Annotated in this window: 26 protein-coding genes; 17 read left to right on the plus strand and 9 right to left on the minus strand. The window is 62.6% G+C overall.

Features of this window, described 5'->3' with window-relative positions; genetic code table 11:
* Window positions 1-22 precede the first annotated feature (22 nt).
* A complete protein-coding gene (locus NKI96_RS29630; protein ID WP_023693770.1) occupies window positions 23-649 on the minus strand; it encodes a nuclear transport factor 2 family protein in 627 nt (208 codons plus the stop codon).
* Between the two features lie 268 nt (window positions 650-917).
* Between NKI96_RS29630 and NKI96_RS29635 the strand changes: the two genes are divergently transcribed.
* On the plus strand, window positions 918-1985 hold the full coding sequence (locus NKI96_RS29635) for a M35 family metallo-endopeptidase (RefSeq protein WP_023735414.1): 1068 nt from the start codon (window positions 918-920) through the stop codon (window positions 1983-1985).
* Window positions 1986-2302: 317 nt separating this feature from the next.
* Here the strand turns inward: NKI96_RS29635 and NKI96_RS29640 are convergent, their stop codons facing one another.
* Complete coding sequence (locus NKI96_RS29640) at window positions 2303-3139, minus strand: SLC5/6 family protein (RefSeq protein WP_023697775.1); 837 nt, start codon at window positions 3137-3139, stop codon at window positions 2303-2305.
* A gap of 618 nt (window positions 3140-3757) precedes the next feature.
* Here NKI96_RS29640 and NKI96_RS29645 point away from each other — a divergent pair.
* The 4 genes from NKI96_RS29645 to NKI96_RS29660 all read left to right on the plus strand — a co-directional run bounded on the left by NKI96_RS29645 (window position 3758) and on the right by NKI96_RS29660 (window position 5575).
* The gene (locus tag NKI96_RS29645) at window positions 3758-3913 is read left to right on the plus strand and encodes a DUF1127 domain-containing protein (protein WP_023671409.1); all 156 of its coding nucleotides are present in this window, start codon (window positions 3758-3760) and stop codon (window positions 3911-3913) included.
* 140 nt (window positions 3914-4053) lie between these two features.
* Window positions 4054-4227 (plus strand): hypothetical protein, encoded by a 174-nt coding sequence (locus tag NKI96_RS29650; RefSeq protein WP_023689840.1) that lies wholly within the window; start codon window positions 4054-4056, stop codon window positions 4225-4227.
* Between the two features lie 170 nt (window positions 4228-4397).
* Window positions 4398-5102 (plus strand): Crp/Fnr family transcriptional regulator, encoded by a 705-nt coding sequence (locus tag NKI96_RS29655; RefSeq protein WP_023685922.1) that lies wholly within the window; start codon window positions 4398-4400, stop codon window positions 5100-5102.
* A gap of 284 nt (window positions 5103-5386) precedes the next feature.
* On the plus strand, window positions 5387-5575 hold the full coding sequence (locus NKI96_RS29660; RefSeq protein WP_023671412.1) for a hypothetical protein: 189 nt from the start codon (window positions 5387-5389) through the stop codon (window positions 5573-5575).
* Between the two features lie 22 nt (window positions 5576-5597).
* Here the strand turns inward: NKI96_RS29660 and NKI96_RS29665 are convergent, their stop codons facing one another.
* Complete coding sequence (locus NKI96_RS29665; RefSeq protein WP_352807499.1) at window positions 5598-6338, minus strand: sulfotransferase family protein; 741 nt, start codon at window positions 6336-6338, stop codon at window positions 5598-5600.
* A 269-nt stretch (window positions 6339-6607) separates the two neighbouring features.
* On the opposite strand from NKI96_RS29665, the gene NKI96_RS29670 reads away from it, so the two are divergent.
* Window positions 6608-7804: an aminotransferase-like domain-containing protein gene (locus NKI96_RS29670; RefSeq protein WP_352807540.1), complete on the plus strand. Its 1197-nt coding sequence runs from the start codon at window positions 6608-6610 to the stop codon at window positions 7802-7804.
* 152 nt (window positions 7805-7956) lie between these two features.
* Here NKI96_RS29670 and yghU read toward each other — a convergent pair whose 3' ends face one another.
* Entirely contained in the window at window positions 7957-8826 is an 870-nt protein-coding gene (gene yghU / locus NKI96_RS29675) for a glutathione-dependent disulfide-bond oxidoreductase (RefSeq protein ID WP_023671415.1), read from the minus strand.
* Window positions 8827-9256: 430 nt separating this feature from the next.
* On the opposite strand from yghU, the gene NKI96_RS29680 reads away from it, so the two are divergent.
* Entirely contained in the window at window positions 9257-10168 is a 912-nt protein-coding gene (locus NKI96_RS29680; protein ID WP_023671416.1) for a S1C family serine protease, read from the plus strand.
* Between the two features lie 188 nt (window positions 10169-10356).
* Here the strand turns inward: NKI96_RS29680 and NKI96_RS29685 are convergent, their stop codons facing one another.
* Window positions 10357-10971, minus strand: a complete 615-nt coding sequence (locus NKI96_RS29685; RefSeq protein WP_023715162.1) for a hypothetical protein — start codon at window positions 10969-10971, stop codon at window positions 10357-10359.
* A 171-nt stretch (window positions 10972-11142) separates the two neighbouring features.
* Between NKI96_RS29685 and NKI96_RS29690 the strand changes: the two genes are divergently transcribed.
* The 7 genes from NKI96_RS29690 to NKI96_RS29720 all read left to right on the plus strand — a co-directional run bounded on the left by NKI96_RS29690 (window position 11143) and on the right by NKI96_RS29720 (window position 17984).
* Window positions 11143-11739: a YdeI/OmpD-associated family protein gene (locus NKI96_RS29690; RefSeq protein WP_352807503.1), complete on the plus strand. Its 597-nt coding sequence runs from the start codon at window positions 11143-11145 to the stop codon at window positions 11737-11739.
* A gap of 322 nt (window positions 11740-12061) precedes the next feature.
* A complete protein-coding gene (locus tag NKI96_RS29695) occupies window positions 12062-13009 on the plus strand; it encodes a GSU2403 family nucleotidyltransferase fold protein (RefSeq protein ID WP_352807505.1) in 948 nt (315 codons plus the stop codon).
* A 208-nt stretch (window positions 13010-13217) separates the two neighbouring features.
* Complete coding sequence (locus NKI96_RS29700) at window positions 13218-14426, plus strand: ABC transporter substrate-binding protein (protein WP_352807508.1); 1209 nt, start codon at window positions 13218-13220, stop codon at window positions 14424-14426.
* The gene (locus NKI96_RS29705; RefSeq protein WP_352807511.1) at window positions 14423-15232 is read left to right on the plus strand and encodes an ABC transporter ATP-binding protein; all 810 of its coding nucleotides are present in this window, start codon (window positions 14423-14425) and stop codon (window positions 15230-15232) included. The genes NKI96_RS29700 and NKI96_RS29705 overlap by 4 nt, the downstream gene beginning before the upstream one ends.
* Entirely contained in the window at window positions 15229-15933 is a 705-nt protein-coding gene (locus NKI96_RS29710) for an ABC transporter ATP-binding protein (protein WP_352807514.1), read from the plus strand. The genes NKI96_RS29705 and NKI96_RS29710 overlap by 4 nt, the downstream gene beginning before the upstream one ends.
* Before the next feature lie 175 nt (window positions 15934-16108).
* Complete coding sequence (locus NKI96_RS29715; protein WP_023671423.1) at window positions 16109-16996, plus strand: branched-chain amino acid ABC transporter permease; 888 nt, start codon at window positions 16109-16111, stop codon at window positions 16994-16996.
* 1 nt (window position 16997) lies between these two features.
* The gene (locus NKI96_RS29720) at window positions 16998-17984 is read left to right on the plus strand and encodes a branched-chain amino acid ABC transporter permease (RefSeq protein ID WP_023712557.1); all 987 of its coding nucleotides are present in this window, start codon (window positions 16998-17000) and stop codon (window positions 17982-17984) included.
* Here NKI96_RS29720 and NKI96_RS29725 read toward each other — a convergent pair.
* From NKI96_RS29725 to NKI96_RS29740, 4 genes are read right to left on the minus strand one after another with little or no spacing between them, the layout of a single operon-like run.
* A complete protein-coding gene (locus NKI96_RS29725) occupies window positions 17978-18934 on the minus strand; it encodes a Csu type fimbrial protein (protein WP_023712558.1) in 957 nt (318 codons plus the stop codon). The two genes, NKI96_RS29720 and NKI96_RS29725, sit on opposite strands and share 7 nt — an antisense overlap.
* A 14-nt stretch (window positions 18935-18948) precedes the next feature.
* The gene (locus NKI96_RS29730) at window positions 18949-21360 is read right to left on the minus strand and encodes a fimbria/pilus outer membrane usher protein (RefSeq protein ID WP_352807518.1); all 2412 of its coding nucleotides are present in this window, start codon (window positions 21358-21360) and stop codon (window positions 18949-18951) included.
* The gene (locus NKI96_RS29735) at window positions 21332-22054 is read right to left on the minus strand and encodes a fimbrial biogenesis chaperone (protein ID WP_031262512.1); all 723 of its coding nucleotides are present in this window, start codon (window positions 22052-22054) and stop codon (window positions 21332-21334) included. Before NKI96_RS29735 ends, NKI96_RS29730 begins: the two co-directional genes overlap by 29 nt.
* A gap of 26 nt (window positions 22055-22080) precedes the next feature.
* Window positions 22081-22572 carry a Csu type fimbrial protein gene (locus NKI96_RS29740; RefSeq protein WP_023685937.1) on the minus strand — a complete coding sequence of 164 codons (492 nt, stop codon included), beginning with the start codon at window positions 22570-22572 and terminating at the stop codon, window positions 22081-22083.
* Window positions 22573-23391: 819 nt separating this feature from the next.
* Here NKI96_RS29740 and NKI96_RS29745 point away from each other — a divergent pair.
* The 3 genes from NKI96_RS29745 (at window position 23392) to NKI96_RS29755 (ending at window position 26750) form a co-directional block, all read left to right on the plus strand.
* Window positions 23392-23781 carry a DUF427 domain-containing protein gene (locus NKI96_RS29745; protein WP_023697761.1) on the plus strand — a complete coding sequence of 130 codons (390 nt, stop codon included), beginning with the start codon at window positions 23392-23394 and terminating at the stop codon, window positions 23779-23781.
* Between the two features lie 151 nt (window positions 23782-23932).
* Complete coding sequence (locus tag NKI96_RS29750) at window positions 23933-24490, plus strand: RNA polymerase sigma factor (RefSeq protein ID WP_352807522.1); 558 nt, start codon at window positions 23933-23935, stop codon at window positions 24488-24490.
* Between the two features lie 145 nt (window positions 24491-24635).
* A complete protein-coding gene (locus NKI96_RS29755; protein WP_352807525.1) occupies window positions 24636-26750 on the plus strand; it encodes an EAL domain-containing protein in 2115 nt (704 codons plus the stop codon).
* Window positions 26751-26783: the final 33 nt, after the last annotated feature.

A 26783-nucleotide genomic window follows, 5' to 3' on the forward strand; every position in this document is an offset into this window, starting at 1 on the left:
ACCCATGGCCGATCTCTGGGCGTCATCGCTTCTTCGCTGCGACAGAGCCAGCGTCATAGTCAGCGTGGACAGTAAGCGATTGAAATCGCCACATGCCGTCATCGCCCTTTACAACAGACGCGCGGGCATCCGCCGAATAGTCAAGACTCGGTGCCGAAGAGTGGGAGTCCTGCATTGTCACAAGGACTATCGATTTGGTGTTCACCGTCTTGTCGTCAACCACGTCGAACAAGGTGTTGGTCACGAGATGCCGGGTCTGGAGTTTATCGGTTTCCAGTTTCTTAACTATTATTTTCATTTGCACGAGAAGATCATGTGCCGACTCTGGGCCAAGGTCGAGTGTCAGCTCGAGGACACTGCTGCCTGCATCGCAAATCTCATAGTAAGACGATTTAGGTTCCGCAAAGAGGGTGGCGAACGCGGCTGCATTTTTTTCGTCGATCGTCCAGGCGTAGCGGGACAAAAGATCTTGGATTGCCTGACGGTCTTCGGCCGGAGGATTATTATTGACGTTCCAGCCATGAGTAGCCTCTGTTCCACATGAATCAGCCAAAGCAGTGCCGCTGAAAGCAAAACAGAACCCATACGCCAGGGCAAAATACCTCAAAATCGCGCAGACTGTTATTAAGCCTTTCCAACGCTCGCACATAATGGCCCCCTCGGATGGAGCTTGATGGGAAAGTAGCGGTTCATCTTATACCACGCCAAAAAAGGCGCCAGTGAAAATCGATGTCATTGGAGGCCGGGGATGTCGTATTCCTGAATTTGTGAATTTGTGGTAAGTTGTACTCCCCTGTCTGCAGCAATTTTATTCCTGATTGCCGGATCAGCTGTGGGTGATCTGGCATGTGTTAGCAAAATAAAAGCTCACGTAGTCGAAACAATAGATTCTAATCGTGGTTACACAGGAGCAAAAAATGCCGAACATTGTTCGAAATATGGTGTTTCTAATTTCAGCCTTTTTTAGTATAGTTCCTTTGGCGTTTGCGCAGCAGAATCAGGAAATTGAGATAGTTCTGCAATCGCGCCTGACTTCTTTTGGAAACGATACCCCACTAATTATTGACTTTACTCTCACGAACCGGTCACGCAGCCCGATCAGACTGCTCAGGTGGACCACGCCGATCGACGGCGTCTCGGGCGAAATTTTTTCAGTAGCGAGAGGGTCGCAGCCAATTCAGTATATTGGCCCTTTGGTGAAGCGAGCAGAACCGACCGAGGCTGACTTTATCAATATCGAACCCGGACAATCGATTTCGGTGCCCGTCGATCTGTCATTGTACTACGCCATCTATGAAGCAGGGATCTATGCGGTTACCTATGATACAGAGAGAGTGGGTCTGCTGGTTGGCCCTCAAGGTGCCCTGAGACGCGCCCAGGTTCTGAGCAACGCCGTCACGTTCAGGCTTCTATCCGGTCGAATTCCTCCGGAACGGATACCGCTCTCGGCACCCAAATTCGACCAGTGTGACAGCTCTCAACAGGACGATATTGGCGCTGCGCTGGCGGAAGCAAACAACATAGCCTCGGCTGCCCTGCAGGTTTTGCAGGGCACGCCTTCTGCCCAGCAACCGAATTCCCAACGATATCTGACATGGTTTGGGGCGCATACCGTAGGACTGTACGCGAAGGCCACTGGAAATTTCTCGAAGATTGCGGATGCTCTTGCAAACAAAGCAATATCGTTTGGATGTCACGGCAGCGTCTGCGGACCGGGAGTTTATGCGTATGTGTTCCGTGGTCAACCTTATAATATCTTTGTTTGTCAAAAGTTCTGGTCAGCCGCTCTGAAAGGAACGGATTCAAGATCTGGAACGATTGTACACGAAATTAGTCACTTTGAGGTCGTCGTCTTCACAGACGACTATTCCTCTGGTGGTCAAAATACCGCCAAGCTACTCGCGGTTGAAAACCCCCCGCAAGCCACAGAAAATGCCGATAGTCATGAATACTTTGCGGAGAACAACCCGGATCTTCCGATGTGAGGGACACCCAGGCAACTGATCCAGCGTGGATACGGGTGCCGTATTGCCATCAGAAACGAGAAAAGATCACCGAGGGCCGGACACATTGCGATCGCATGGTGAATGTCCGCTATCGCTCCCGCATACCGAAAGCGGTCCGGTCGCTCTCGGCCAAAATGCGACATTCAACTTTCGTCTCGTCCTGTCAGGATTTGGCAAGCCGCCCGCCGGCTGGCTCCGAAATGTAGGATCGAAGTCCTGGCGCGCACGCTAATGCGGACAACACGAACTGGACCGGTTTGGCAGTGATCCACTGCGCGCGCCAAACCCTGGCCGATTCACGGCGCAGCCGTAAACCCGCACTGCTTCTGTTCCATCTCGATCTGCTTCGTGATGCGGATGGCGTTCTGGGCGTAGGCTTCCGTTACCGAGCCGCTGTTGACGGTCTTGTCCTTCAGCGGGCTGACGGCTGCGCAGAGGTGGAAGACATGCTCGGTGTCGGACTTGGCGGCGCCGTTTTCCGGCGCGATCCAGTAGACGACATCCTGGCCATTGGGGTGTGCCGCGTCCTTCGTCGCCGCGGCCACCGTGGTGGAGTCGGTGGCGATCGCCTGCGCCTGGGCGGCGACCTCGGGCGAACAGGCCGTGGTCGGCTGCCCCGCCTTGATCTGTTCCGCGCAGGTGTTCATGTCCTGCGTGTACTGCTCGACCGATGGCGGCTGGTAGCTGACCCCGATCAGCGTCGCCAGCACGGCCAGCACGGCGCCGATACCGCCGGCCACCTTCTTGCTCTTCGGGTCCATGTTCTTGTCGTTGAGGATCAAGAGAACCAGCGGAAGGAAGGCAATCAGCGTGATGATCGCGCCGAGCTGGTTCTGGACAAAGAACCTGAACGTGTCGGATTCGCGGGCCGGGTCCTTCCGGTTGGCCGCCTTCCAGAGCAGGCTGCCGACGATGGCGAAGATCGCGATCCCGACCAGGATGCCGATCAGCAGCGGCAGGTTGCCCTGGTCGAACTTGTGCTTGTAGAGCAAGACGATCCCGGCGATCTCGCCGCCAATGGCGATGACCCACGACAGCACGGCGAACAGGCGCAGCCGCGTGGCGCCGGACTTCTGGCCCTGCGTTGCCTGCCAGTCCTTGGTAACGTCTACGGTCGGCTTGTTGTCGGTCATGACCAGATCCCCCGGTATCGACACTTTTGCGGGGCGTCAAAGGCGCCCGGCGCAGCGTCATTGAACGAACGTCGCCTGCCCCGGCGCGAAAGCGCCACGGCAGACCCCATCCTTATTGCGCATGATGGGATTCGTCCATAGGCGAGGCTGGCGGACGCCGATGCCGGCGATGGCGCGGAGGAGGGCAGGGCAATCGCATAAGGCGGCGCCAGCGAATACCCCCACCCTTAATCCCTCCCCACAAGGGGGAGGGAGACTTGGTAGGCGCTGATCGCCGCAAATCGCCTAGGTTCCACGCCAGAATGGGTGGCTTGCGGCAGCGTTCCCTCCCCCTTGTGGGGAGGGTTAGGGTGGGGGTCCTCTTCGTAAGAACTCATATGTGATCGCCTTGCGCCGACGAAGGGTAGGTGGGTCGCCGAACCCGAGGGAGCGCCATATGCGGTCGTCCTGCCATAGGTCGGATCACGCCACCGCGGGAGCGCAACTAATTTGTATACAAATGTTTCTGGGCGGCATCGGTTTGTGAAGCGCTTCACCGTTGCCGCGCAATCGATCGGTTACAGAGGTGGCGCAAGAGCGGGCCTGAGGCAGCGCTCTGCTGCTGCATGGAGGTAACCGATGTTTGAAAGTCTCAGCAGAATTCGCGCTGCCCTGGCGCGCGCCAGCAAGCACAGGAAGACCGTGCGCGCACTGAATGCGCTGCCGACGGAGATCCAGAAGGACATTGGCTGGACGGAGTCGAGGTCGATCGATGAGATAAGGCTGCCGTTCTAGGGCCGCATCCAGCGTCGCTAATATATCGCTCGCCATCGATTGTTCGGAAGCGTACAGTATAGCATCGTCAGCCACATCAATGGGCGCTGACGCTTGGGAGCGACCATCGCACTCCTGCCCCGACAGGAGGCATTGGAGCCATGGCGGAGCAACCGAGACAGTCCGGTCTGAGCGCCGAGGCGCTCGCGGCTTTGGCGCGGGAAACCGGGGCCTCCGAGCAGCAGATACAAGAGATCGCATCGCTGATCGGCAACGATCGCTCGTCCATCGTGCGCGAAGCGCGCATGGTTGCGGCTGACCGCCCGAAGCGCTGATCCAGGAAAAGCTGCTGGATTGATTGATGGGGCGTCGCCCCTGATTTGTCGGTTTTGTACGAAGTACAATGGCTGAATCCGAGTCAGCTATCGTCCAATGACCGTTTGCATTTGGGCAGGGCGCCGACGGCTGGGAGATGACATGTGCTCTTGCCCTTGGGGAGAGAGCGATGGACCAGTCGGTCAGCAAGGAGAAAAGCGGCCTTTTGCGCCGCATGAACCCGGCCGACTTCGCACTGCTTGCGCCGCATTTGCACCATCGTGTGCTCGATCTCAAAGCCCCGCTCGAAATGGCGGGCGAGCCGGTCGCCTCGGTCTGCTTCCTGGAAAGCGGCCTGGCCTCGGTGGTGGCGAGGAACCGGCCGGGGCTCGACACCGAGGTCGGCATCATCGGCCACGAAGGCATGTCGGGCTCCGCTTTGGTGATGGGCGCCGACTGGGCGCCCCATGACTGCTACATGCAGATGCCGGGCGAGGCGGTGTGCATCGATTCCGAGCCGTTCAAGGCAGCGCTGCAGAAAAGCCCGACGCTTCGCGCCTTCCTGCTGCGCTATGCCCATTATCTGCACGGCCAGACCAAATCCACGGCGCTGAGCAATGCCCGCGCCAAGCTCGAGGATCGGCTGGCCCGATGGCTCCTGATGTGTGACGACAGGGTGGTCGGCCATCAGATCCAGATCACGCATGAGTTCCTGTCCGTCATGCTCGGCGTCAGGCGTCCGGGCGTCACCATCGGCCTACAGATCCTGGAAGGGCGCGGCCTGATCCGGTCGCGGCGCGGCGAGATCGTCATTCGCGACCGGGATGGCCTGATCGCCGTCGCCGACGGTTTCTACGGCCAGGCCGAGGCCGAATACGAACGCCTGCTGGGCTGAGCCTGGCACGGGCTGGAAATGGCCGACGCGAATGCCGGTGAAAGCATGTTGCCAGAGCCGCGCCGGCCATTTGCGGCCGTCTGGGGAGAGGCCGCCCGGCAAATCTAGCATCGGCGCAAAAGCGGGCAACGAACCGCAATGGCTTGGTAAAAACCGTACAATCGAATTGTGTTGAACCTTGGTTCGGCAAGAGTATGAATCTGCTGTCGTGACCATGTATATGGGGCGCTGGCGCCTGAGGCTTCGACAGGCTCGCCCGCCCCATGTGAACGGGGAAAACCGAAATGGCAGAACTGCTTTTCGATGTATCCGCCTTCGATTGCGCCATCCTGCGCGCCGCCTTCATCAAATCGGTGATGGAAGACAATGTCCCGGAAAAGCGGTGGCGCGCGCTCGCCGCTTCCCTGGTTCGCGACCTGACCGACCACGAAGACGTCGAGCCGGATCTCCTCGGCTGGATCACGCGCAAGTAGCGGTACCCTGACGGTCCGGCGGCTACCCCAGCCACCACCACAGCGCCGCGATCACCGCAAGCACCGCCACCACCGACAGCCCCAGCATGATGTAGCTGCCGTTGATGATGTCGCGGATGATCTTCTTGACGCTTTCGCGGTCGTTGAGGTTGGGGAAAGGCTCGTTGGGCAGCGCCACGCCGAGGAAGCCGCACAGCGGCGCCCAGCCATCGCTGACCTTGAACACCAGAAGCTTCTCCCGCGGCACGGCCGCTATCACCTCCTCGGTATAGGCGTTGTAGCGCGCCACCGCCTTGGCGCGGTCGTCCATCACGCCGGCAAGCGTGCGGCCCCAGATCAGTCTGTGCGACATGTCGCCGAATTTGCGGCCGAACGGCGTCAGCCATTCCAGCACCTTGAACTGCCACAATGTCTCGGTGAAGTGGATGGTGTCGATGGTGCTGTCGTACCAGGCCTCGGCGCCGCGCGGATGCAGGGTGAGCAGCACCTTGGCGTCGGGATAGGCGGCCATCAATTCGCGCCACACGCAGCATCCCGGATTGTCGACCGTCGCCTTGTAATTGGCAAAGACTCTGGTCCAGTCGTGCTGGCTGCCGGGCGGGCTGTTGGCCACCTTGCGCCAGAAGTCGAGATGGCCCTTGTTGGCCTTGTTGAGGATGACTTCCTGCATGTGGTAGCTGGGAAGGCCCAGCCTGTTCAGCGCGGCAAAGGTCGACCATGTGCCGGTGCGGCCGAATCCGGCCCCGATGAGCTCAAGCGTCATTTTAACCCCCCTTGTTGAGACCGCTTTTCTTTTTATGCCGGTCCGCTCGGAATGAGGTTGCATCCGCGCCCCTCGGCGCGCAACAATTTTCCCTGTCCAGGGCAGAAATGTGTTTGCTTTTTCGTCTGGGCCACGCGGAATGACGGTCTGGCTATTCCCGCGGGTGGGGGAGCCTGATAATAGGTCAGCCAGATTGACCTAAATTCGCATGGCCGGGACGGTCATGCTGGACCAGATGCCGTATCCCGGGAGGTTGGCTCGTGAGTTTGATGGACCTGTTGGCGTCGCGCGCCTCGCGCATGAAGGCGTCGGAAATCCGCGAGCTGCTCAAACTGCTCGACCAGCCCGATATCATCTCCTTTGCCGGCGGCATCCCCGATCCGGCCTTGTTTCCGGCGCAAGCCATCGCCGATGCCTATGCCTCGGTGCTGGGCGGCGCGGAGGCGAGCGCAGCACTTCAGTATCAGGTCTCCGAAGGCTATCTGCCGCTCAGAAAATGGCTGGCCGGCCAGATGGGCAAGCTTGGCATCGCCTGCGACGAGCACAACATCTTCATCACCTCCGGCTCGCAGCAGGCGCTGGACTATCTCGGCAAGCTTTTCCTGTCGCCGGGCGACACAGCACTGGTAACATGGCCGACCTATCTCGGCGCGCTGCAGGCCTTCAACGCCTACGAACCGCGCTACGACCGGCTGACGCCGGACGGCGGCAACATGACGCCTGCCGCCTACCAGGCCGCTGCTGCCGCTGCAGGCGGCAAGGTGAAATTCGCTTATCTCGTTCCGGATTTCGCCAACCCGACCGGCGAGACGCTGAATCGCCAGCAGCGCGAGGCGGTGCTCGACCTCGCCGGCGAGCTCGACATTGCCATCATCGAGGACGCCGCCTATCGCGCGCTGCGCTATGACGGCGAGGGCCAGCCGCCGATGCTGGCGCTCGACTGCGAACGCTCAGGCGGCATCGACAATGCCCGCACGCTCTATTGCGGCTCGTTCTCAAAGATTCTGTCGCCGGGCATGCGCGTCGGCTGGGTCTGCGCGCCGCGCCGCGTCGTCGAGCGGCTGGTGCTGATGAAGCAGGCGTCGGACCTGCACAGCCCGTCGATCAACCAGCTGGTCATGCACCGCGTCTCCGAGGCCGTGTACGACAGCCAGGTGGAAAAGCTGATCGGCGCCTATCGCCAGCGCCGCGACGGCTTGCTTGCAGCACTCGAAGCGGAAATGCCGGATGGCGTCAGCTGGAGCCGACCGGAAGGCGGCATGTTCGTCTGGCTGACATTGCCTGAGGGTTCGGATGCCACCGCGCTGCTCGCCCGCTCGGTCAAGGAAGCCCGCGTCGCCTTCGTGCCGGGCAACGCATTCTACGCCGACGGTTCGGGCCGCAACACGATGCGGATGAGCTTTACGCTGGCAGATGAACGCGCGGTGGGTGAAGGCGTGCCGAGGCTGGCGAAATTGATGGGCTAATCTCCCCCCTCGAGGGGGAGATGTCGCCGAAGGCGACAGAGGGGGTCGCCGCGCGTGGAGCGCTAACCTTCATCAGTCGCAGGAGGTCGCGCCCAGTCGAGCCGACCCCCTCTGGCCTGCCGGCCATCTCCCCCTCAAGGGGGGAGATTAGCTCACTCCGCCACAACCAATTTATCCTGCGTCTTCGTCTCGAAATCGCTGGCGTCGTGGCGCTCGTGCAGTTGCATGGCCGGGTCGCCGAAGGCGCGGTTGACCATGCGGCCGCGTTGCACGGTCGGGCGGGCGTCGATCGCCCTGGCCCAGCGTTGTACGTGCTCGTAGTCCTGCACCGACAGGAACTCGGCGGAATCATTGTACATGCGGCCGAGCGCAAGGCCGCCATACCAGGGCCATACCGCCATGTCGGCGATCGAATAGAAGGCGCCGCCGAGATATTCGGTCTCTGCCAGCCGCCGGTCGAGCACGTCGAGCTGGCGCTTGGTCTCCATGGCGAAGCGGTCGATGGCGTATTCGAACTTTTCCGGCGCATAGGCGTAGAAATGGCCGAAGCCGCCGCCGAGATAGGGCGCCGAGCCCATCTGCCAGAACAGCCAGGACAAGGTTTCCGCGCGCGCCGGCTGTTCGGTCGGCAGGAACTCGCCGAACTTTTCCGCGAGATAAAGCAGGATCGAGCCGGACTCGAAGACGCGGACAGGCGTCTTGCCGCTGCGGTCGAGCAGCGCCGGGATCTTGGAGTTGGGGTTGACCTCGACAAAGCCCGAGCCGAACTGGTCGCCATCGTTGATGCGGATCAGCCAGGCGTCGTATTCGGCGCCCTTGTGGCCGAGCGCCAGAAGCTCCTCCAGCATGACAGTCACTTTGACCCCATTCGGCGTCGCCAGCGAATAGAGCTGCAGCGGATGCTTGCCGACCGGCAGCACCTTGTCATGCGTCGGACCGGCAATAGGCCGGTTGATGCTGGCGAACGTACCGCCATTGGCTTTCTTCCAGCTCCAGACTTTCGGCGGGGTGTATTCGGTCATGCGGGAAATTCCTTGGGTTTGGCGGGGCGAAAACGACTTGCGCGAGGGCGCGAGACTGATGGCGGAAAAGTTGGCGGAACCTAGATACGGGAACACATAGGTGCAATTCAGAAAGGTTCAACTTGTGTTGAACTATTATCGATGTCGGCGCCGCCCCTCATCGCCCTGCCGGGCACTTCTCCCCGTATAGTGACGGCGAGAAGGACGCTGTCGCCTACTGATTTCGCCAATTGCCAGCGTTGCCAAGAGCGCCGATGTTGCGGCCATCTCCCTTCTCCCCGTCGCTATACGGGGGAGAAGGTGCCGGCAGGCGGATGAGGGGCAGCGCCAGCCTCTGAAATGATTGCCTTGTTGCCTAAGCCCTTGCGCCCTGTGCAGCGCGGCATACCTATAGAGGATACTGCCCACGCATATCTGCCAGGATGACCGCATGCCGATCGATCCCGTTTCCCCGCTCTTGCGCTCCGTCGTTGGCGTGCGCGCCATGGTTCCCGACGATGCCTTCACGGCCAATGCCCTGGGCACGCGCCGGGAAGGCAGCGGCGTCGTCATCCGCGGCGACGGGCTGGTGCTCACCATCGGCTATCTCATCACCGAGGCCGAGGAGGTCTGGCTGACCGACCAGGACGGCCGCGTCGTGCCGGCGCATGCGCTGGCCTATGACCAGGAGACAGGCTTCGGCCTAGTGCAGGCGCTGGCGCCGCTCGGCCTGCCGGCGGTGGCGCTGGGTGACGCCTCGAAGGCGAAGATCGGCGACCCCGTGGTGTTTGCCGACGGCACCGGCCGCTCGGTCAAGGCACACATCGTCACCAAGCAGGAATTCGCCGGCTATTGGGAATATCTGCTCGACGAGGCGATCTTCATTGCCCCGGCGCATCCGTCCTGGGGCGGCGCGGCGCTCATCGGCCAGGATGGCAGCCTGCTCGGCATCGGTTCGCTGCTTTTGCAGATGAGCCGCAACGGCGAGGTCGCCGACATCAACATGGTCGTGCCGATCAACCTTCTGACCCCGATCCTCGACGATCTCCTGACGCGCGGCCAGGTGGCGAAGCCGCCGCGCCCATGGCTCGGCGCCTTCTCGGCCGAGTCGAACGGTGCGGTCGTGGTGATGAGCGTCGCCGAAGGCGGCCCCGCCGCCAAGGCCGGCCTGCGCCAGGGCGACATCATCTCCGACGTGCGCGATGGCGAGGTCGACGGTCTCGCCGATTTCTACCGCAAGCTATGGCAGAATCCGGCGGGTTCGGAGATTCCTCTCAGGGTCGTGCGTGACGGTCGTGAGACTTGGCTGCGAGTGAAATCCGCCGACCGAAACAGCTTTTTGAAGAAACCGCATCTGCAGTGAAGCCAATCTCCCCCCAAGTGGGGGAGATGCCCGGCAGGGCAGAGGGGGGCGCGAAGGATCGCGACCTCTCGATCTGTTTTCTGACAAGAATCGCGGGATAAACGTGGCTGACACTGGCCGGTGCGTTGGCGGGACAGCGGCCCCCCTGCCGGCCATCTCCCCCACGAGGGGGGAGATTGGCTGCCCCCTCAATCCCCGCATACCCTAAAAGGCGTCCCCGTGTCCCACTCCGCGAAGGGCACGACCTGGCCTTCGACAGACACGATACTGTTCACCTTGCTGTCATCATCCTGCGTCTGCATACTTTTGCCCTTGCCGGTCAGCACGTCGTAGTCGCAGCTGCTGTAGACGACAACGGACTGGTATTTGTAATGGTCATAGGCAACGCCGGCGACGACGAAGGCCTCGTTGCGCCAGGCGATGGTCAGCGTCATGTCGGTCCGCTCGCCGGGGCCGATCAGCCCCGGCAGATAGATCTTGATCGAGCCGTTGGGCAGCAAGGTCAACTCCGGTTCGATGCCGGAGCCCTCATAATGCGGCTGGTCGTAGTCGTTCCATTCGCCGTAGACCTGCTCATGCACGACGCCGGCGGGTTTCAGAAAATTGTACTTTTTGTCCCTCAGGAAGAAATGCATGTCCATGGTATCGTCTTCGGGCTCGGTCTCGACGATCATCGCCAGATCGGCGGCGCCGTCGCCATTGAAGTCGCCGGTCAGCGCGGTGATGATCTTCTGGGTTTCGATGGGTTCGGCGAGCGCCGAGGCCGGCAGCAGAAGGATGAGGCCGAGTAACATCGATCGCATGGCATTTCCCCCGAATTGCAGTCTGCCTTGCCCGGCTCGACCAGCCGGGAAACTGCCATGAGCGCCGGCTTGGGCGCAAGCCGGCTCGCAATAGGTTAGGGGGTATCGACGCCGCTGACGGAAACTGGCATCGACAGCCGATACAGCCAGCCCGGCAACAACGAGGTGATGATGGCGCCGTTCAAGGTCGATCCCGACAAGGTTCATGAATTCCCCGATCCCGACAGTTTTTACGCCTGGCTGCGCGAAAATCATGCCGGCGAGAGCGAGGTCTGGATCAAGGTCCACAAGGTCGGCTCGGGCCTCGCCTCGATCACGCCGAAGCAGGCCATCGACGTGGCGCTGTGCTTCGGCTGGATCGACGCCATACGCAAGCCGCTCGACGACAAGAGCTTTCTGCAGCGCTACACGCCGCGCGGCAAGAAGAGCATCTGGAGCAAGATCAACGTCGACAATGTCGCCCGCCTGGTCGAGGAGGGCCGCATGACCGAACACGGGCTGAAACAGGTCGAGGCGGCCAAGGCCGACGGCCGCTGGGACCGCGCCTATGCCTCAGGCAAGGACATGAAGATCCCTGACGATCTGCAGGCCGCCATCGACGCCGAGCCGAAGGCGAAGGAGATGCTGGCAAAGCTTTCCGCCCAGAACCGGTTCGCGCTGGCGTTTCGAACGCACAACATGAAGACGGAGGCGGGGCGCAGGAAGAAGATCGAGGCTTTTGTCGAGATGCTGAAGCGCGGCGAGACGATCTATCCGCAGAAGCGGTGAGGCGACGGCAAGCGGCTGCCATGGTGCGCGCAGCTAAAAACCCGCGTGTGAGGTTCTGGCCTCCCTTTCTTGGACATAACCTATTGTTTTTAGGGTATTTTCCACTCGGCGTGTGGGTGATAGCTGCGATAGTGGAAAAAACATAGCAACATATTGTTAATTAAGAGTTTTCCACTATGTTAACTTGATCTTGGCTTAAGAGTGGAAAACGATGCTGAGAGAGTTGACCGGCGAGCAGCGGCGCCAACTCACAGATACGTAACAGGTCTACGAGGCCTGGCAGCGTGCTGATGACCAGCGCCAAAGGCGCTTTGCAGGCAGCATGCGCTGGGTTGAGCGTAGCGGTGCTGAATACCTGCTGCGGAAGGTCCGGCAGGTCGAGAATTCACTCGGGCCGAAAAGCAGCCAGACGGAGAAGGCGTTCGCTGCGTTTTCCGAGGGCAGGGTGCAGAACAAGGATCTGCTGGCAGGTCTGGCCGATCGCCTGAACGGCCTGGCGAAAGTCAATGTGGCAATGGGGTTGGGCAGGGTACCGGCCATCGCCGCACGGATATTGCGGCGGTGCGCCGAAACAGACCTGCTGGGCAAGCAGTTGCTGGTCGTCGGCACGAATGCGCTGTTCGCTTACGAGGCTCTGGCGGGCGTCCAGATCACCAGCGGTCTCACGGCAACCGGGGACATTGACCTGCTCTTCGATTCTCGCCGTCGCATCAGCTTCGTGACTGGCGAGAGGGTAAGCCAGTCCGGTCTGATAGGCGTGTTGCGTAAAGTGGACAGGTCCTTTAAGCCGCTCCAGCCCCGAGCCTTCAGGGCAACGAACCGTGATGGCTATCTGGTCGACCTGATCCGTCCGCAGGCAAGACATGTCCTCAAGGACAACGCCACTACCTCGATTACACAGCTTGCCGACGATCTCGACAGCGCACCCATGGAGGGGCTGCAATGGCTCATCAACGCTCCAAAGGTGGAGGCTGTGGCGATCGATGAGCGTGGCTATCCCGTAAGCATGCCGACGGTCGACCCTCGAATGTTCGCTCTGCACAAGGCTTGGCTGGCCACTCTGCCTGATCGGTCTGCGGTCAAGGCAATGAGAGATCGTGAACAGGCGGAAGCAGCTGCACGCATTGCCACGGGCTATCTTGCGCTTCCGCTGGACAGCGAGCATCTCAAAGGGCTTCCGGGGGCACTGCTGGACGCTGCGGCCGCAACGCTCTCTCTGCCTGGCCCGAGCGGCTTTTCCGAAGACTCTCCAATTGAGCCCGACTGGTAGCGGCCGCGCTAGCACGCCATGCTACGAAAATAGCATTCTCGCCTCGCGAAATGTGATGCTACGGTTCCCGGCGCACCCAGGGCGGAGGGGTTGCCAAGAGGAGAAGTGGCGGGCGCTGGCCCGGATTTCAGCGAGAACCGGACGGAACTGTTGAACCATTGCAAGGCCGCCGCGTTTCCCGGCGTCGGCCACAAGGGAGGAACCACCTGTGAAAGCATCCTATCTCGTCTCAGCCGCGCTGCTTGCGGCGACTGCGATGCCGGCGGCGGCCGGCGAAATTTCCGATGGCAAGGTCAAGATCGGCATCCTCAACGACCAGTCGGGCGTCTATGCCGATTTCGGCGGCAAATGGTCGGTCGAGGCCGCCAAGATGGCGGTCGAGGATTTTGGCGGCAAGGTGCAGGGCGCGCCGATCGAGATCGTCAACGCCGATCACCAGAACAAGCCCGACATTGCCTCCAACATTGCGCGCCAGTGGTACGACACCGAGCAGGTCGACGCGATCATGGAACTGACGACATCCTCGGTGGCGCTCGCCGTCCAGGGGTTGTCCAAGGAAAAGAAGAAGATCGACATCGTTACCGGAGCGGCATCGGCCGACCTGACCGGCAAGCAATGCTCGCCCTACGGTTTCCACTGGGCTTACGATACCCACTCGCAGGCGGTCGGCACCGGCGGCGCGCTGGTGCAGCAGGGCGGCGACAGCTGGTATTTCATCACCGTCGACTATGCCTTCGGCTATTCGCTGAAGGAGCAGACCTCAAAGGTTGTTGAGGCAAGCGGCGGCAAAGTGCTGGGCGAGGTGCGTTACCCCTTGGGATCGACGGATTATTCCTCCTTCCTGCTGCAGGCGCAGTCCTCCGGCGCCAAGGTTATCGGCCTTGCCAATGCCGGCCTCGACACCTCCAATAGCATCAAGCAGGCGGCCGAGTTCGGCATTGTCGCTGGCGGCCAGCGGCTGGCAGCCCTTCTGTTCACCCTTGCCGAGGTGCACGGCCTCGGCCTGCAGGCGGCGCAGGGCGTGGTGCTCACCGAAGGGTTTTACTGGGACCGCGACGACAAGAGCCGCGACTTCGCCGGGCGCTTCTTCAAGCGCACCAACCGCATGCCCAACATGATCCAGGCCGGCACCTATTCGGCGGTGCTGCAATATCTCAAGGCCATCGACAAGGCCGGCACCGACGAGACCGAGGCGGTCGCCAAGCAACTCCATGAAATGCCCGTCGACGACATCATCAACGCCAACGGCAAGGTACAGGCCGACGGCTCGATGGTGCACGACATGTATCTCTATCAGGTCAAGAAGCCCGAGGAGTCGAAGAAGGACTGGGACTACTACACCTACCTTGCGACCATTCCGGGCGACAAGGCCTTCATCAAGGCCGAAGACAGCGGCTGCCCGCTCGTCACCAAGTGACGCTGGCGCAAGCCGTAGCCGTCCAGCCGGACGGTGCCGAAATCAAGCCGCGGGTGGTGCTCTCCGCCCGCGGCCTGCGGCGCGACTTTGCCGGTTTCATCGCCGTCAACAATGTCGACCTCGACGTCCATCACGGCCAGATCCATGCGCTGATCGGGCCGAACGGCGCCGGCAAGACGACGATCTTCAACCTCTTGACCAAGTTCCTGCAGCCGAGCAGCGGCAGGATCGAACTGTTGGGCAACGACATCACCCGCACCGCGCCGGCCAGGGTGGCGCGCATGGGTCTCGTCCGCTCGTTCCAGATATCGGCGATCTTTCCGCATCTGAGCGTGCTCGACAATGTCCGCGTCGCCTTGCAGCGGCCGAGCGGGCTCGGCTTCCAGTTCTGGCGCTCGCTGGCCGCGCTTGACCAACTGACGCCACGGGCGCGCGAACTGCTTGCCGTCGTCGGTCTCGACGATGTCGCGCATCGTCCGGCCGGCGATCTCTCCTATGGCCGAAAGCGCGTGCTCGAGATCGCCACCACGCTGGCGCTCGACCCGAAAGTGCTGCTGCTCGACGAGCCGATGGCCGGCATGGGGCACGAGGATGTCGGCGTCATTTCCGGCATCATCCGCTCGCTGGCAACGGACCGCGCCGTGCTGATGGTCGAGCACAATCTCACCGTCGTCGCCGACCTTTGCGACTGGATCACCGTCATGCAGCGCGGCCAGGTGCTCGCCGCCGGCGACTACGCAACGGTGAGCAACGATGAGCGCGTCAGGGTCGCCTACATGGGGACCGAGCAGGGGGACCGAGCATGAGTGAGCCGCTGCTTGCCGTGCGCGATCTCCATGCCTGGTATGGCGAGGGCCATGCGCTGCATGGCGTCAACCTCGACGTTTTTCGCGGTGAGACCGTGACGCTGCTCGGCCGCAACGGTGTCGGCAAGACCACAACGCTGCGCGCCATCATGGGGCTGGTCCGCAAGCGCAGCGGCAGCGTCGCCTTCGACGGCAGCGACCTGATGCGCCTGCCGCTGCATCGTGTTGCCCATCGCGGCATCGGCTTCGTGCCGGAGGAACGCGGCATCTTCGCCACGCTCACCGTCGACGAAAACCTGATCCTGCCGCCGGTGGTGGCCAAGGGCGGCATGAGCGTCGAGGAAATCTTCGATCTCTTTCCCAACCTCAAGGAGCGCCGCAACAGCCCCGGCACCAAACTCTCCGGCGGCGAACAGCAGATGCTGGCCATCGCCCGCATCCTGCGGACGGGCGTGCAGATGCTGCTGCTCGACGAGCCGACCGAGGGCCTGGCGCCGGTCATCGTCCAGCGCATCGGCGAACTGCTGGCGACCTTGAAAAAGCGCGGCATGACCATCCTGCTCGTCGAGCAGAATTTCCGCTTCGCTGCCCGCATCGCCGACCGCTTCTACCTGATGGAGCATGGCAAGGTGATGGAGGGTTTTGCCGTAAGCGAGCTTTCCGCTCACACGCAACAGCTGCACGAGGTGCTGGGGGTATGATGACGACAGCCCACGGCAGTATCCCCACCCCGCTGCTGCGCAGCGACCCTCCCCACAAGGGGGAGGGTGGAGGGCCACCGCCCTACCTCCCCCTTGTGGGGAGGTCGGACCGAAGGTCCGGGTGGGGGTACGTGCCGCACAGACGCATCCCGCTTGCAACACCCTCGGTGACGCCATGACCATGATCTTCGGCATCCCCGTCCAGGCCTTGCTCGGCCAGATGCTGGTCGGGCTGATCAACGGCTCCTTCTACGCCATGCTGAGCCTCGGCCTGGCCGTCATCTTCGGCCTGCTGCGGATCATCAATTTCGCCCATGGCGCACTCTATATGCTCGGCGCCTTCATCGGTTACCTGCTGCTCGTCCATCTCGGCATCGGCTACTGGCCGGCGCTGCTCCTGGTTCCGCTCATCGTCGGCGTCTTCGGCATGGCGGTCGAGCGCGTGGCGCTGTCGCGGCTCTACCGCCTGGATCCGCTCTACGGGCTGCTGTTCACCTTCGGACTGGCGCTGGTCATCGAAGGCGTGTTCCGTTTCTACTACGGCGTGTCGGGCAACCCTTATGCCGTTCCGGCGCAGCTTGCCGGCGGCACCAATCTCGGCTTCATGTTCCTGCCCAACTATCGCGGCTGGGTGGTGGTGGCCTCGCTCATTATCTGCATCGGCACCTGGCTCCTGATCGAAAAGACCAGGCTCGGCTCCTATCTGCGCGCCGCGACCGAAAATCCCGAGCTGGTGCAGGCCTTCGGCGTCAACGTGCCGCTGCTGCTGACGCTCACCTATGGGCTCGGCGCGGCGCTCGCCGGCCTTGCCGGTATTCTCGCCGCGCCCGTCTACCAGGTCAGTCCGCTGATGGGCTCCGATATCATCATCGTCGTCTTTGCCGTCGTCGTGGTCGGCGGCATGGGTTCGATCCTCGGGGCCATCGTCACCGGCTATATGCTTGGCCTCGCCGAGGGCCTGACCAAGGTGTTCTATCCCGAGGCGTCGAACCTCGTCGTCTTCGTCATCATGGCGGTCGTGCTGCTCCTGCGCCCCGCCGGCCTGTTCGGAAGGGACGCCTGAGATGAGCGAGGCAACCCTTCACCAACATCGCACCGCCGCCTCCGTGCGGCTGGAGCGGGTATTGCTGGCATTGGCCATACTGGCGCTGATAGCCGCGCCCTTCTTCGTCTATCCGATCTTCCTGATGAAGATGCTGTGCTTCGCGCTGTTTGCCTGCGCCTTCAACCTGCTGCTCGGCTACACCGGGCTGTTGTCGTTCGGCCACGCCACCTTCTACGGCGCCGCCGCCTATTTCTGCGCCTACGCCGTCAAGGCATGGGGCTGGCCGCCCGAGGCCGGCATCCTGCTCGGCACCGCCGGAGCGGCCGTGCTCGGCCTGGTCATGGGCTTCCTCGCCATCCGCCGGCAAGGCATCTATTTCTCGATGATCACGCTGGCGCTGGCGCAGATGTTTTATTTCTTCTGCGTCCAGGCGCCGTTCACCGAAGGCGAGGACGGCATACAGGGCGTGCCGCGCGGGCATCTGTTCGGCATCGTCGATCTCAACGTCACGTTCAACATGTATTTCGTCGTGCTTGCCGTCTTCCTCATCGGCGTCTTCGCCGTCTGGCGCATCGTCAACTCGCCGTTCGGCATGATCCTGCGTTCGATCCGCGAGAACGAGAACCGCGCCATCTCGCTGGGCTATTCGGTCGGCCGCTACAAGCTCGCCGCCTTCGTCATGTCGGCAGCCCTTGCCGGGCTTGCCGGCGCGACCAAGGCGATCGTCTTCCAGTTCGCGACGCTGACCGACGTCACCTGGCAGATGTCGGGCGAGGTGATCCTGATGACGCTGCTCGGCGGCATCGGCACCATGGTCGGTCCTGTCGTCGGCGCCGGCCTCGTCGTCGGCCTGGAAAACACGCTCGCCACCTCAGGCTTCCCGGTGACCATCGCCACCGGCCTGATCTTCATGATCTGCGTGCTGGTCTTTCGCCGCGGCATCGTCGGCGAGATTTACGCGCGCTGGCTGGCGCCGGCCAACGGCGAGGCGGGCCGCGATCAATAGGTGATGGTCACCACCACCGTGTCGGTGTAGACGCCGGCCGAGGGCGTCGTCTGCGGCGGCACGCGGCCATAGACGGTGAGCGCCTGGGCCGTACCGGTTCCGGTGCCGGCCACCGTGCTTCCCGGCGTTCCGGCGTCACCCCAAGGCTGCGAGCGCGCCAGATCCTTGTAGAGGCCGTAGGTGATCCTCTCGGCGCCCTTCGACATCTTGCGATTGGTCGGTGTGCCCCCTGTCGTGCCGCCATTGAGGGAAACCGTGTACGCGGTCGACGGGGTGCAGGTGACCGTAACCTGGCCGGTGGCATCGGCATTGGCGTCGAGCACGCCCTTGGAGCCGAAATCGATGTTCTGGGTGGCGACCAGGCAGTTTGCCGCGACCGTGGCGTTGATGGTGAAGGTCGGACTGGTGCCCAAGTTGCCCGCGCCGGTGTTGCAGCTGCTGCTCAACAGGGTTGTCCGGGAGCGGAACTCGAGTTGCCCGCCCGAAAATGTCGACAGATAAGTGCCCGGCGGAACGGTCGCCTGGCCGCCGGGAACCCGGCCATAGAGCGTCAGGGTGTCGATTGAGTTGCCGAAGAGATTGGGGCTCAGCAGCAGCGGTGGCGGGCGCGAGGCATAGGCCCAGTTATAGGTGCCCCAGACAACGCTCATTGCGGGGTCCGAATAGAGTTGATAGTTGAGGCTGTTGACGCCGCTCGCCATCTGCCGGGCCGCCGCCGAGGTTGCACCGCCGGTGCCGGCGGCAATATGCGGACAGACCAGGACGGGCAGCAGCAATGGCAAACTGCCGCTGCAAGTCGCGGTGAAGGTGGCTGTCGATGTCGCCGCGGTGCCCGACAGCGTGTCGATGAGGCCGAAATTCAAACTGGTGACGGTGTAACTGCAGCTCTGCGCCCGGGCGAGCGACGGGAGCAGCACCAGCAGCAGGGCGATGATTACGGCGCGCAGCATTTTTCCTCCAGCTATCATTGGCACACCACGTTCCCGATCACCACTTGTCGGCCGCGCGCCGCCTCGAAGGGAAACTCTGCCCGGCATGAACCGCCGTCAGCGCGCTCGACCTGCACTGAATTCTGCTTGCCGAGGCCCTTGATGTAGGCCTGCCCGTCATAGCCGACGACAAAGTCTTCAGTGCCGCCATCGACGCGTCCCGACAGTCCGGCTTCGAGCGGCGTTCCGCTCGAGTCGACCAGCGTCACCAGCGCGGCCTGCGCCGCCTCGGACACGCCGAACTTCAGCACGACGCCGTTGCGGTCGGCTGGGACGACGGTCTCCTTGGTAGCAGGGACATCCGCGTCGACTGGTAGATTCTTCGGGTCGATGGAGACCGTGTTCAGCTCATAGGAGTTGAGCCCGGTGACCAGGATGCGGCCTTTGCTGTCGGTCCTGCCTACAGGCCGGTTCTGATGCAAGACCTCGACATCAGGCGTGCCGACATCGACGACGGCAAAGGCATCGTCGATGCGGTTGGTGGCGAACACCCCGCCGCCTGCGACCGCAATGGCGCCGTCCATCTGACCGGTCACGCGAAAGTCCTTGTCGAATTGCTGGGCGCCGGCCTCGAAACGCGCAAACGGCGCGCGGTAGCTGACAGCTGCCGAACGATTGGGGACCTCGCCCTCCGAGGTGCGCAGCCGCCAGCCGATGCTGCCGTCCTCGGCCCGCTCCGATTTGGCGAGGTCGGCAGTGACATTGAGGCCGTCAGGGCCTTGCTCGACGCCTGTCGACGCCGAGATGTCGTCGTTGAACGGGATCGAAATCCCGGCGAACACGCCATAGCTGCTGTCGTCGTCGAGATCGGCGAAGGCGGTGGCATAGAGCGTGCTGCGCTTGAAGATCGCCTGGCTGTAGGACAGGCCGACGATCTGGCTGTTTTCGCCCTCGGCGCTCTTTAAATGCGTATAGGACAGGTTGAAGCTGGAGAAATCGATCGGCATCGGCACGCTGAGCGTCACCTGGTCGACCGCGCGCGGCACGCCGGCGCTGAAACGGGTGAAGTCGTCGGGGTCGAGAACCGGCTCCGCCGTCATCGAGGCGATGTCTTCATAGCCGCCAAAGGCCCGCTGCATGTGGGCGTTGATCGCCCAGCCGTCATAGCCGAATTCGACACTGGCATCGACCAGCGAGCCGGTGCGCCGGTCATGATGGCTGCCGGCGACCGCCAGCGAAGCCGCGCCATATGCCCCGAGCGGGAAGGCAGCACCTATGCCGCCATTGATCAGATCGGCGCCGCCCTCGGCATGGGCTTCCAATGTCAGCCGGTCGGTCACGCCGTAACGCGCGCTGGCGACCCCTATGACGCGGCCGTCATAATCGTCGGAGGAGATGCCGAAATTGCGCCGCGCCATCCCTGCCTCGACGGAAAAGTCGAGCAGTCCCTGGCGCAGCAGCATGCTGGAGGCATAGAACGGCAAGGTGGCCGTGGTCTCGCGGCCGAGGCTGTCGCGCAGCACCACCTGCGCCTGTCCGGCGCCCGTGAACACCGGCAGATTGGTGACCTGGAACGGCCCGGGCTGGATGTCGCCGGAATAGGTGCGCACGTTCTGCGTATAGACCTCGAGCGTCGACGGCACCGCCGCCGTGCCGCCGAAGGAGGGCAGCGGCAGCGTCACCAGGTCCGATCGCAGGTGGAAGTTGCGTTGCGCCTGGATGCCGCCGAGATAGACCGGACGCGTCCACGACAATCCACCGGAGATGAAGTCGCCGGCGCGGTAGGTCATCAGCCGGTCGGGGTCGGAATAGCTCCATGTCGTGTTGAGCCGCGTGAAGCCGCCCAGCCTGCCGTCGGAATAGCCGGCGATGAAGGATTGGCTGAGCGTTCCATAGGGGCTGAACACGCGCGCATCGAAGCCGCCGGAAACGCCTTGGAACAGCTCGACGTCCTTGTCGAACAATGTGTTGGAGCTGGCAAACAGCGAATAGTTGAGAACCGCGCCCAAGCCCGATTGCGGCGCCGGCCGGTCCTGCAAGCGCAAGCCGAGATCCACCATGCGCGCCTCGCGGCTGTCATTGGCGGCGGTGACGTAGAGGCGCTGGGCTACCTCATCGATCCGAAACGAAACGTCGGCCAACTGGTCGAGCCTGACCAGGCCGCCGGCGTCGGCTATGTCCTCCGGCGGTTTCAGGCCGACCTCCTTCAGCTCTTGGGGCGCCGCCGCCAGCCCACCATCCGGCATCTGGGTGAAGCTGCCGATCAGTTTGGTCGAGACGTCGTTGATGAACACCTCTAGATAAAGGCTGCGGCCGGCTTGCTGGCCAGGGTCTTCAGGGTTCGTCACGGCCGGCAATTCTTGCGCGTTCACCGCCGAGAAAGGTGTGAAAATCGCGAGCGCGACGACTAGCGCGATCCTATTTGCCCTTGACGGCAACTTTGGCATCGAAGGGTCCAAGATCGCTCTGTGCCTTCAAAAGCACGGAGCCAGCGGACAAGGATTTGCTGCTGCCGATCGGCCACTGCATGGTCGCGCCGCCCAGCACATAACCGACGAGCCCGTTTCGGTTGCCGAGCTTTTTGCCGTTCTGGGTCAGGGATAGGTTGGACAAGCGGAGACGACTTTCACCGGTATTGCTGGCTGTCAGCACAAGACTGCCGCCCTTGCGCGAAACACTCCAGGCGACTGCCGGCGCGGCGGCATCGGCGTCGCGGAAAAACACCGGGACCGAATAGCGCAGCGCGAGCGCGACCGTACCGGCCTTCTTGCGCGACGGGTCGGGTAACTCGTCGACGATGACGCGGTAGCTTTCCTCGGCCCGCACCGGCGCCTTGCTGACGCGCACGACGCGAACCACGTATTGGGCATTGGGTCCGAGTTTGGTCGATGGCGGGCTGGCGACGACGTCCGTAGTCGGCGTCAGCGTCTCGATCCCGCCAGCCTGGCTCCAGGCGAAGACGCGTATCTGCACATTGATCGGCCGCTTGGGGTCATCGTTGCTGAGGTTGAGAACCGCCGAGGCGTCGGGCGAGATCAGCTCGAGACCTGTCGGCGCCACCCTGAGCGAAGCGGCTTGTGAGAGACCGGCGCACAGCAACAGAACAGCCGTGGCTCCGATGCATGAAAGCATGGATCGCATGATCGTCCTCGTGTTGGTATCGATTGTCAGTACGTTATGGTGATCGCAACGGTGTCGGTGTAGAGGCCCGCCGCCGGTGTCGTCTGCGGTGGAACACGCCCGTAGACCGTCAGCGGCTGAATGGCGCCGTTGCCGGTTCCGCCGACCGTGTCGGTGGGGATCGTGGTGCCCCAAAGCTGCGTCCGGGTGCTTTCCCTGTAGATGGTGTAGTCGATCGTCGCCGACGCCGGCCCGGTCATCTTGCGAACAGCAACCGTTGCGCCCGCGCCCGCTCCGGCGCTCAGACCAACATTGTAGGACTTGCCGGTCGTGCATTGCACGTTGATGGTGCTGGTCTGGTCGACATTCGCATCAATGACACCGTGCGAGCCGAAATCGAGATCGCTCGCCGTCTGCACCTTGCATTCGTCGGTAATCGTGATGCGGACATTCATGCTGCCCGTCGCGGTCGCGGCGATCGCGGGCAGGATGGGAAGCAGCGACGCTCCCGCCAGCAGCGCATATTTCAGCAATCTCATGCGTGTTTCCTCCGTCGGGCAGACCGTTCCTCGCAACACAGTCTTGACCCGGATTTCACTCCTACAGCTCCTCCGTTGCATGCTTCGCAAGACATCAACGATACAGTAATGTCAGAAGCGAACTGTGCAATGATTATTACAACTTAGATTCGGATTACGACAGCGAATAACTTCGGTATGTATCGGATAATTTTGGTTAATATTTGGTTAACAGAGATGAAATGGACATTTTTCCGAAGTGAAAGTTCGTCTGTCGAAAATTTATTTTGCTTCTCGTGCCGAAAAGGCGAAAATATCCGGCAAATCATCTTGATTTTGTAGAGTCTCACCTGTCGTCCTTTATTATCGATATTTCGCGGCGTGCACCGGCGCCAAGCAGCCATCGCCATAGCCGCGCCGGTAGCTGTTCGCGCCTGTCCTAGCCTTGCGGTCGTGCTGACAGGGCCGCATTCGCCAAAACCGTGTTCCGCCCGGCCCAAGCATGGCCGTCCCGGCTGAGATAAATCCACCGCCGTCGGATCGCGGCGAAACACATGCGAATCGTTCTTGCCACGCTGGCCCGGATTTCCTTCGGCGGCGCATCGGCCGGACGGGAGATGCGCCTGTTGTCCCTTGGAGCCATGATCCACGGCCGGCAGCCGCGCGGACCGGCTGCCAGACGTCAGAAAAGGAAGAACGATGAAGAAGACCTATGAAAAGCCACAGCTCGAAAAGCGCCAGAAGCTGTCGCGTGTGACCGCTGTCGCCGGCCCATCAGTGACCAGTGAGAGCTGACGCCGTCGACCGGCATCGAACCACCAGCGGACAAGGAGAGCAGTCATGGATCAGCATGCGAACCCGTCACCCGGCTTCAGGCGCAATCCGGGCAAGGTGATCACCGTCGAGCCCTTCAACGGGCGTGTCGTCGTGTTTGCAAACGGCACCATCATCGCTTCCTCGGCAAAAGCCAAAATGGTGACCGAGCCGCCCCATCCCTTCTCCTTCTACATCCCGTTCGAGGACATCGACTTCCGCAAGCTCAGGAAGACGGAGCGGTCGACGCTGTGCCCCTACAAGGGCGACTCCAGCTACTGGAACGTGCTGCCGGCGGGCGAAACCGGTAACGACGCGATGTGGGCCTATGAGCAGCCCTTCGACGAGATGGCCGAGATTCGCGCCCACGGCGCCTTCTATCCCGACCGGGTCGCCATCGACGCCACGCCGCGCTAGCGCGTCATGCCTGTCGCCCAAAAGTGCCCAGCGTTTTTGGAGCCGACGACAGGCATGAACAGAGGAATTTTTTCAGATCAGCCAAAGCTGTCCTCACCCGGGGGCGCAGCGGTTTTGCGGCAACGGCATGCCGAAACGAAGACAAAAGGTCATGGACGAAAAGCAGAGAGCAATTCTCGACGAAATCCCGCGCCTGCGCCGCTATGCGCGCTCGCTGCTGCGCGACCGCGATTCCGCCGACGATCTCGTCCAGGACTGCCTGGAGCGGGCGCTGCTGCGGCTGGACAACTGGCAGACGGGAGAGAGCCCGCGAAAATGGCTGTTCACGATCATGCATCATCTGTTCATTGACCAGATGCGCAAGGTGAACCGGCGTGGCGAGGCCTCGATGCTGCCGCTGGAGGCCGGCGAGGTGCAGGCCTCTCCCGCCGACCAGCTGGAGAACGTCGCCGCGCGCGAGATCATCGACGCGCTGCAGGCGATCAGCCCGGACCGCCGTGCCGCGCTGACCATGGTCGCCATCGAGGGCTTCTCCTATGCCGAGGCCGCCGAGATGCTCGGCGTGCCGGCCGGCACGCTGATGTCGCGCATCGCGCGCGGCCGCGAGGAACTGCGCGGCCTGCTCGAGGACAATGCGCGCCGCCGCGCGATAAGGATCGTCGAGCCAGGCCCGGCCAGGGCGGTTCCAATCAGGGCGCCAATGGCATGACGAGCCCCAATCGCATGATGACGCCTTACGGCATGGTCCGGCACGATTGCAGGCCTTGTCCGCACTGTGGGCGCGGCGCACCCGGTAACGCTTTCTTCTCTGCTTGCGTGCATAGTGGCGGCGACGGAGTGAGCGAAACCAGGGCATGGCTGAAGAGAAAATACGCAACGGCGAATTCTGGGCGCTTGCGCTCGAACGCGCTCATCTCGGCGTATGGGACTGGGATATTTTGAGCGGCGACTGTTTCTATTCGCCAACCTGGTCGCACATGCTGGGTTATGAGGATGGCGAGCTTGCCAACAGCGACGACCTCTGGCTGAAGCTGACGCATCCCGACGACCGCCAGCGGGCGCTGGCCAGCGGAGAGCGGCACATTTCCGGCCTGACCGCCTCGATCGAGACCGAGCTACGCCTCAAGCACAAGGACGGCCACTGGATCTGGGTGCTGGACCGCGGCGGCATTGTCGAGCGTGACGAGACGGGCAGGCCGGTCAGGCTGATGGGCGTGCAGACCGACATCAGCCGGCAGAAAGAGGCGGAAGCCGAACTGGAGCGGGTCAATGTGCGCTTTCGCCTGGCGCTGGCGGCCAGCGGCACCGGCATCTGGCATCACGATATCGACGCCAACAAGAGCTATTGGGACGCCCGCACCAGGGAGATATTCGGCCTGGTCGCCGACACCGACGAGGTGGCCGCCGACCTCTGGCATTCCTATCTGCACCCCGACGACAAGGATGCCGCAGAGCGCGCTCATCTGGCGCCGCTTTCGACCGACGGCGTCGTCGCCGCGCAATACCGCATCGTCAGGCGCGACGGCGAAATCCGCCATGTCGAATCGCTGGTGCGCTTCATCGCGGCGCCTGAGACAGCGGGCCAGATTCTCGGCACCGTGCGCGATATCACCGAGGACAAGAAACGCGAGCGGGAACTCGCCTACGCCGCTCACCACGATGCGCTGACGGGCCTCTTGAATCGTGCCGCCTTCGACCGGCTGCTGGCCGTGCACATCGCCACCGAGCGGGCTTTGCCGCTGGCGGTGTTCTATGTCGATCTCGACTACTTCAAGGCGCTCAACGACTTCGCCGGCCACGCCGCCGGCGACCTGGCGCTGAAGGGTGTCGCTGCCGGTATTCTGGGCTGCTTGCCGGCATCGGCACGTGCCGCGCGCCTCGGCGGCGACGAGTTCGCGCTGCTGGTGCCCAATTGCCAATCGGCCAAAGCCGAGGCGCTGGCGGGCGCCATCCTTGCGGCGGTCCGTGACGCCGACCTCGGACTGCCGGCGACCTCGCGAAAGCTCGCGGCCAGCATCGGCATCGCCTTCGTCGAGGACACCACCACCACGGTTGCCGATGCGTTGGCCTGCGCCGACGACGCCTGCTATGCCGCCAAGGCGGCCGGGCGCAATCGCTTCGCGGTGTTTTCGGCCGACGCGGCGTCGGGCTCCGGCGGCCTCAACGCGGCGCGTGTCGCCGCCGACACGGTCGACGCCATGGATGACGGGCGGCTGAAACTGTTCGGCCAGGAAATCCATCTGCTCGGCCAGCCCTGGCAGGAGAGCCGCCATGTCGAGGTGCTGGCGCGGCTTGCCGGGCGCAATGGCAAGCTGATCCCGCCCAACGAATTCATTCCGGTCGCCGAGCGCTTCGGCATTGCCTCGCGGCTGGACCGCTGGATCATCAGGACAGCGCTTTCGCAGCATGGCGCGGCGATGCGCTCAGGCGCCATCTTGCTCGGCTTCAACCTGTCGGCGCAGACGCTGAGCGATCCGCTGCTGTGGGATTTCGTCGACGCCGTCATCGCCGAGACCGGGGCGCCGCATTCCGGCATCGGGTTCGAGATCACCGAGACCGCGGCCGTAACCAATTTCGACGCCGCCGAGCAGTTCGTGCGCAAGGCGCGCGAGCGGCAATGCCGTGTCAGCCTCGACGATTTCGGCGCCGGCATGAGCTCGTTCGAATATTTGCGGCGCTTTCCGGTCGATCAGATCAAGATCGACGGCTCGTTCATCGAGAATATCGCGGAAAGCCGTTTCGACCGCGAGATCGTCTCGGCCATAGCGGGCATCGCCAAAAGTCTCGGCTGCGCGGTGGTGGCTGAAAAGATCGAGCAGCAGGAAGCGCTCGACATTTTGCGCGGCATGGGCGTGGCCTATGGCCAGGGTTTTCTGCTGCACCGGCCGGAGCCGCTTGAGGCGATCGTCGCGCGGGCCGGCGAACAGTCACCGGCCAGCGGACAGTCGCCGGAAAAGCGCTTCGGCTGACGGCTTCTCATCGCCTCGGGCTCGCGCGACTTG

This window comes from Mesorhizobium sp. M0292 (genome assembly GCF_040321695.1).
GTDB lineage: Bacteria > Pseudomonadota > Alphaproteobacteria > Rhizobiales > Rhizobiaceae > Mesorhizobium.

Excerpts from the sequence above, each read along its gene's own strand:
- yghU (WP_023671415.1), bottom strand. The coding sequence starts at position 8,826 with ATGACCGAATACACCCCGCCGAAAGTCTGGAGCTGGAAGAAAGCCAAT.
- NKI96_RS29715 (WP_023671423.1), top strand. The coding sequence starts at position 16,109 with ATGACCATGATCTTCGGCATCCCCGTCCAGGCCTTGCTCGGCCAGATG.
- NKI96_RS29725 (WP_023712558.1), bottom strand. The coding sequence starts at position 18,934 with ATGCTGCGCGCCGTAATCATCGCCCTGCTGCTGGTGCTGCTCCCGTCG.
- NKI96_RS29645 (WP_023671409.1), top strand. The coding sequence starts at position 3,758 with ATGTTTGAAAGTCTCAGCAGAATTCGCGCTGCCCTGGCGCGCGCCAGC.
- NKI96_RS29690 (WP_352807503.1), top strand. The coding sequence starts at position 11,143 with ATGGCGCCGTTCAAGGTCGATCCCGACAAGGTTCATGAATTCCCCGAT.
- NKI96_RS29665 (WP_352807499.1), bottom strand. The coding sequence starts at position 6,338 with ATGACGCTTGAGCTCATCGGGGCCGGATTCGGCCGCACCGGCACATGG.
- NKI96_RS29640 (WP_023697775.1), bottom strand. The coding sequence starts at position 3,139 with ATGACCGACAACAAGCCGACCGTAGACGTTACCAAGGACTGGCAGGCA.
- NKI96_RS29740 (WP_023685937.1), bottom strand. The coding sequence starts at position 22,572 with ATGAGATTGCTGAAATATGCGCTGCTGGCGGGAGCGTCGCTGCTTCCC.
- NKI96_RS29745 (WP_023697761.1), top strand. The coding sequence starts at position 23,392 with ATGGATCAGCATGCGAACCCGTCACCCGGCTTCAGGCGCAATCCGGGC.
- NKI96_RS29685 (WP_023715162.1), bottom strand. The coding sequence starts at position 10,971 with ATGCGATCGATGTTACTCGGCCTCATCCTTCTGCTGCCGGCCTCGGCG.
- NKI96_RS29655 (WP_023685922.1), top strand. The coding sequence starts at position 4,398 with ATGGACCAGTCGGTCAGCAAGGAGAAAAGCGGCCTTTTGCGCCGCATG.
- NKI96_RS29660 (WP_023671412.1), top strand. The coding sequence starts at position 5,387 with ATGGCAGAACTGCTTTTCGATGTATCCGCCTTCGATTGCGCCATCCTG.
- NKI96_RS29730 (WP_352807518.1), bottom strand. The coding sequence starts at position 21,360 with ATGCCAAAGTTGCCGTCAAGGGCAAATAGGATCGCGCTAGTCGTCGCG.
- NKI96_RS29710 (WP_352807514.1), top strand. The coding sequence starts at position 15,229 with ATGAGTGAGCCGCTGCTTGCCGTGCGCGATCTCCATGCCTGGTATGGC.
- NKI96_RS29670 (WP_352807540.1), top strand. The coding sequence starts at position 6,608 with ATGGACCTGTTGGCGTCGCGCGCCTCGCGCATGAAGGCGTCGGAAATC.
- NKI96_RS29735 (WP_031262512.1), bottom strand. The coding sequence starts at position 22,054 with ATGCGATCCATGCTTTCATGCATCGGAGCCACGGCTGTTCTGTTGCTG.
- NKI96_RS29720 (WP_023712557.1), top strand. The coding sequence starts at position 16,998 with ATGAGCGAGGCAACCCTTCACCAACATCGCACCGCCGCCTCCGTGCGG.
- NKI96_RS29635 (WP_023735414.1), top strand. The coding sequence starts at position 918 with ATGCCGAACATTGTTCGAAATATGGTGTTTCTAATTTCAGCCTTTTTT.
- NKI96_RS29650 (WP_023689840.1), top strand. The coding sequence starts at position 4,054 with ATGGCGGAGCAACCGAGACAGTCCGGTCTGAGCGCCGAGGCGCTCGCG.
- NKI96_RS29755 (WP_352807525.1), top strand. The coding sequence starts at position 24,636 with ATGGCTGAAGAGAAAATACGCAACGGCGAATTCTGGGCGCTTGCGCTC.
- NKI96_RS29680 (WP_023671416.1), top strand. The coding sequence starts at position 9,257 with ATGCCGATCGATCCCGTTTCCCCGCTCTTGCGCTCCGTCGTTGGCGTG.
- NKI96_RS29630 (WP_023693770.1), bottom strand. The coding sequence starts at position 649 with ATGTGCGAGCGTTGGAAAGGCTTAATAACAGTCTGCGCGATTTTGAGG.
- NKI96_RS29695 (WP_352807505.1), top strand. The coding sequence starts at position 12,062 with ATGCGCTGGGTTGAGCGTAGCGGTGCTGAATACCTGCTGCGGAAGGTC.
- NKI96_RS29750 (WP_352807522.1), top strand. The coding sequence starts at position 23,933 with ATGGACGAAAAGCAGAGAGCAATTCTCGACGAAATCCCGCGCCTGCGC.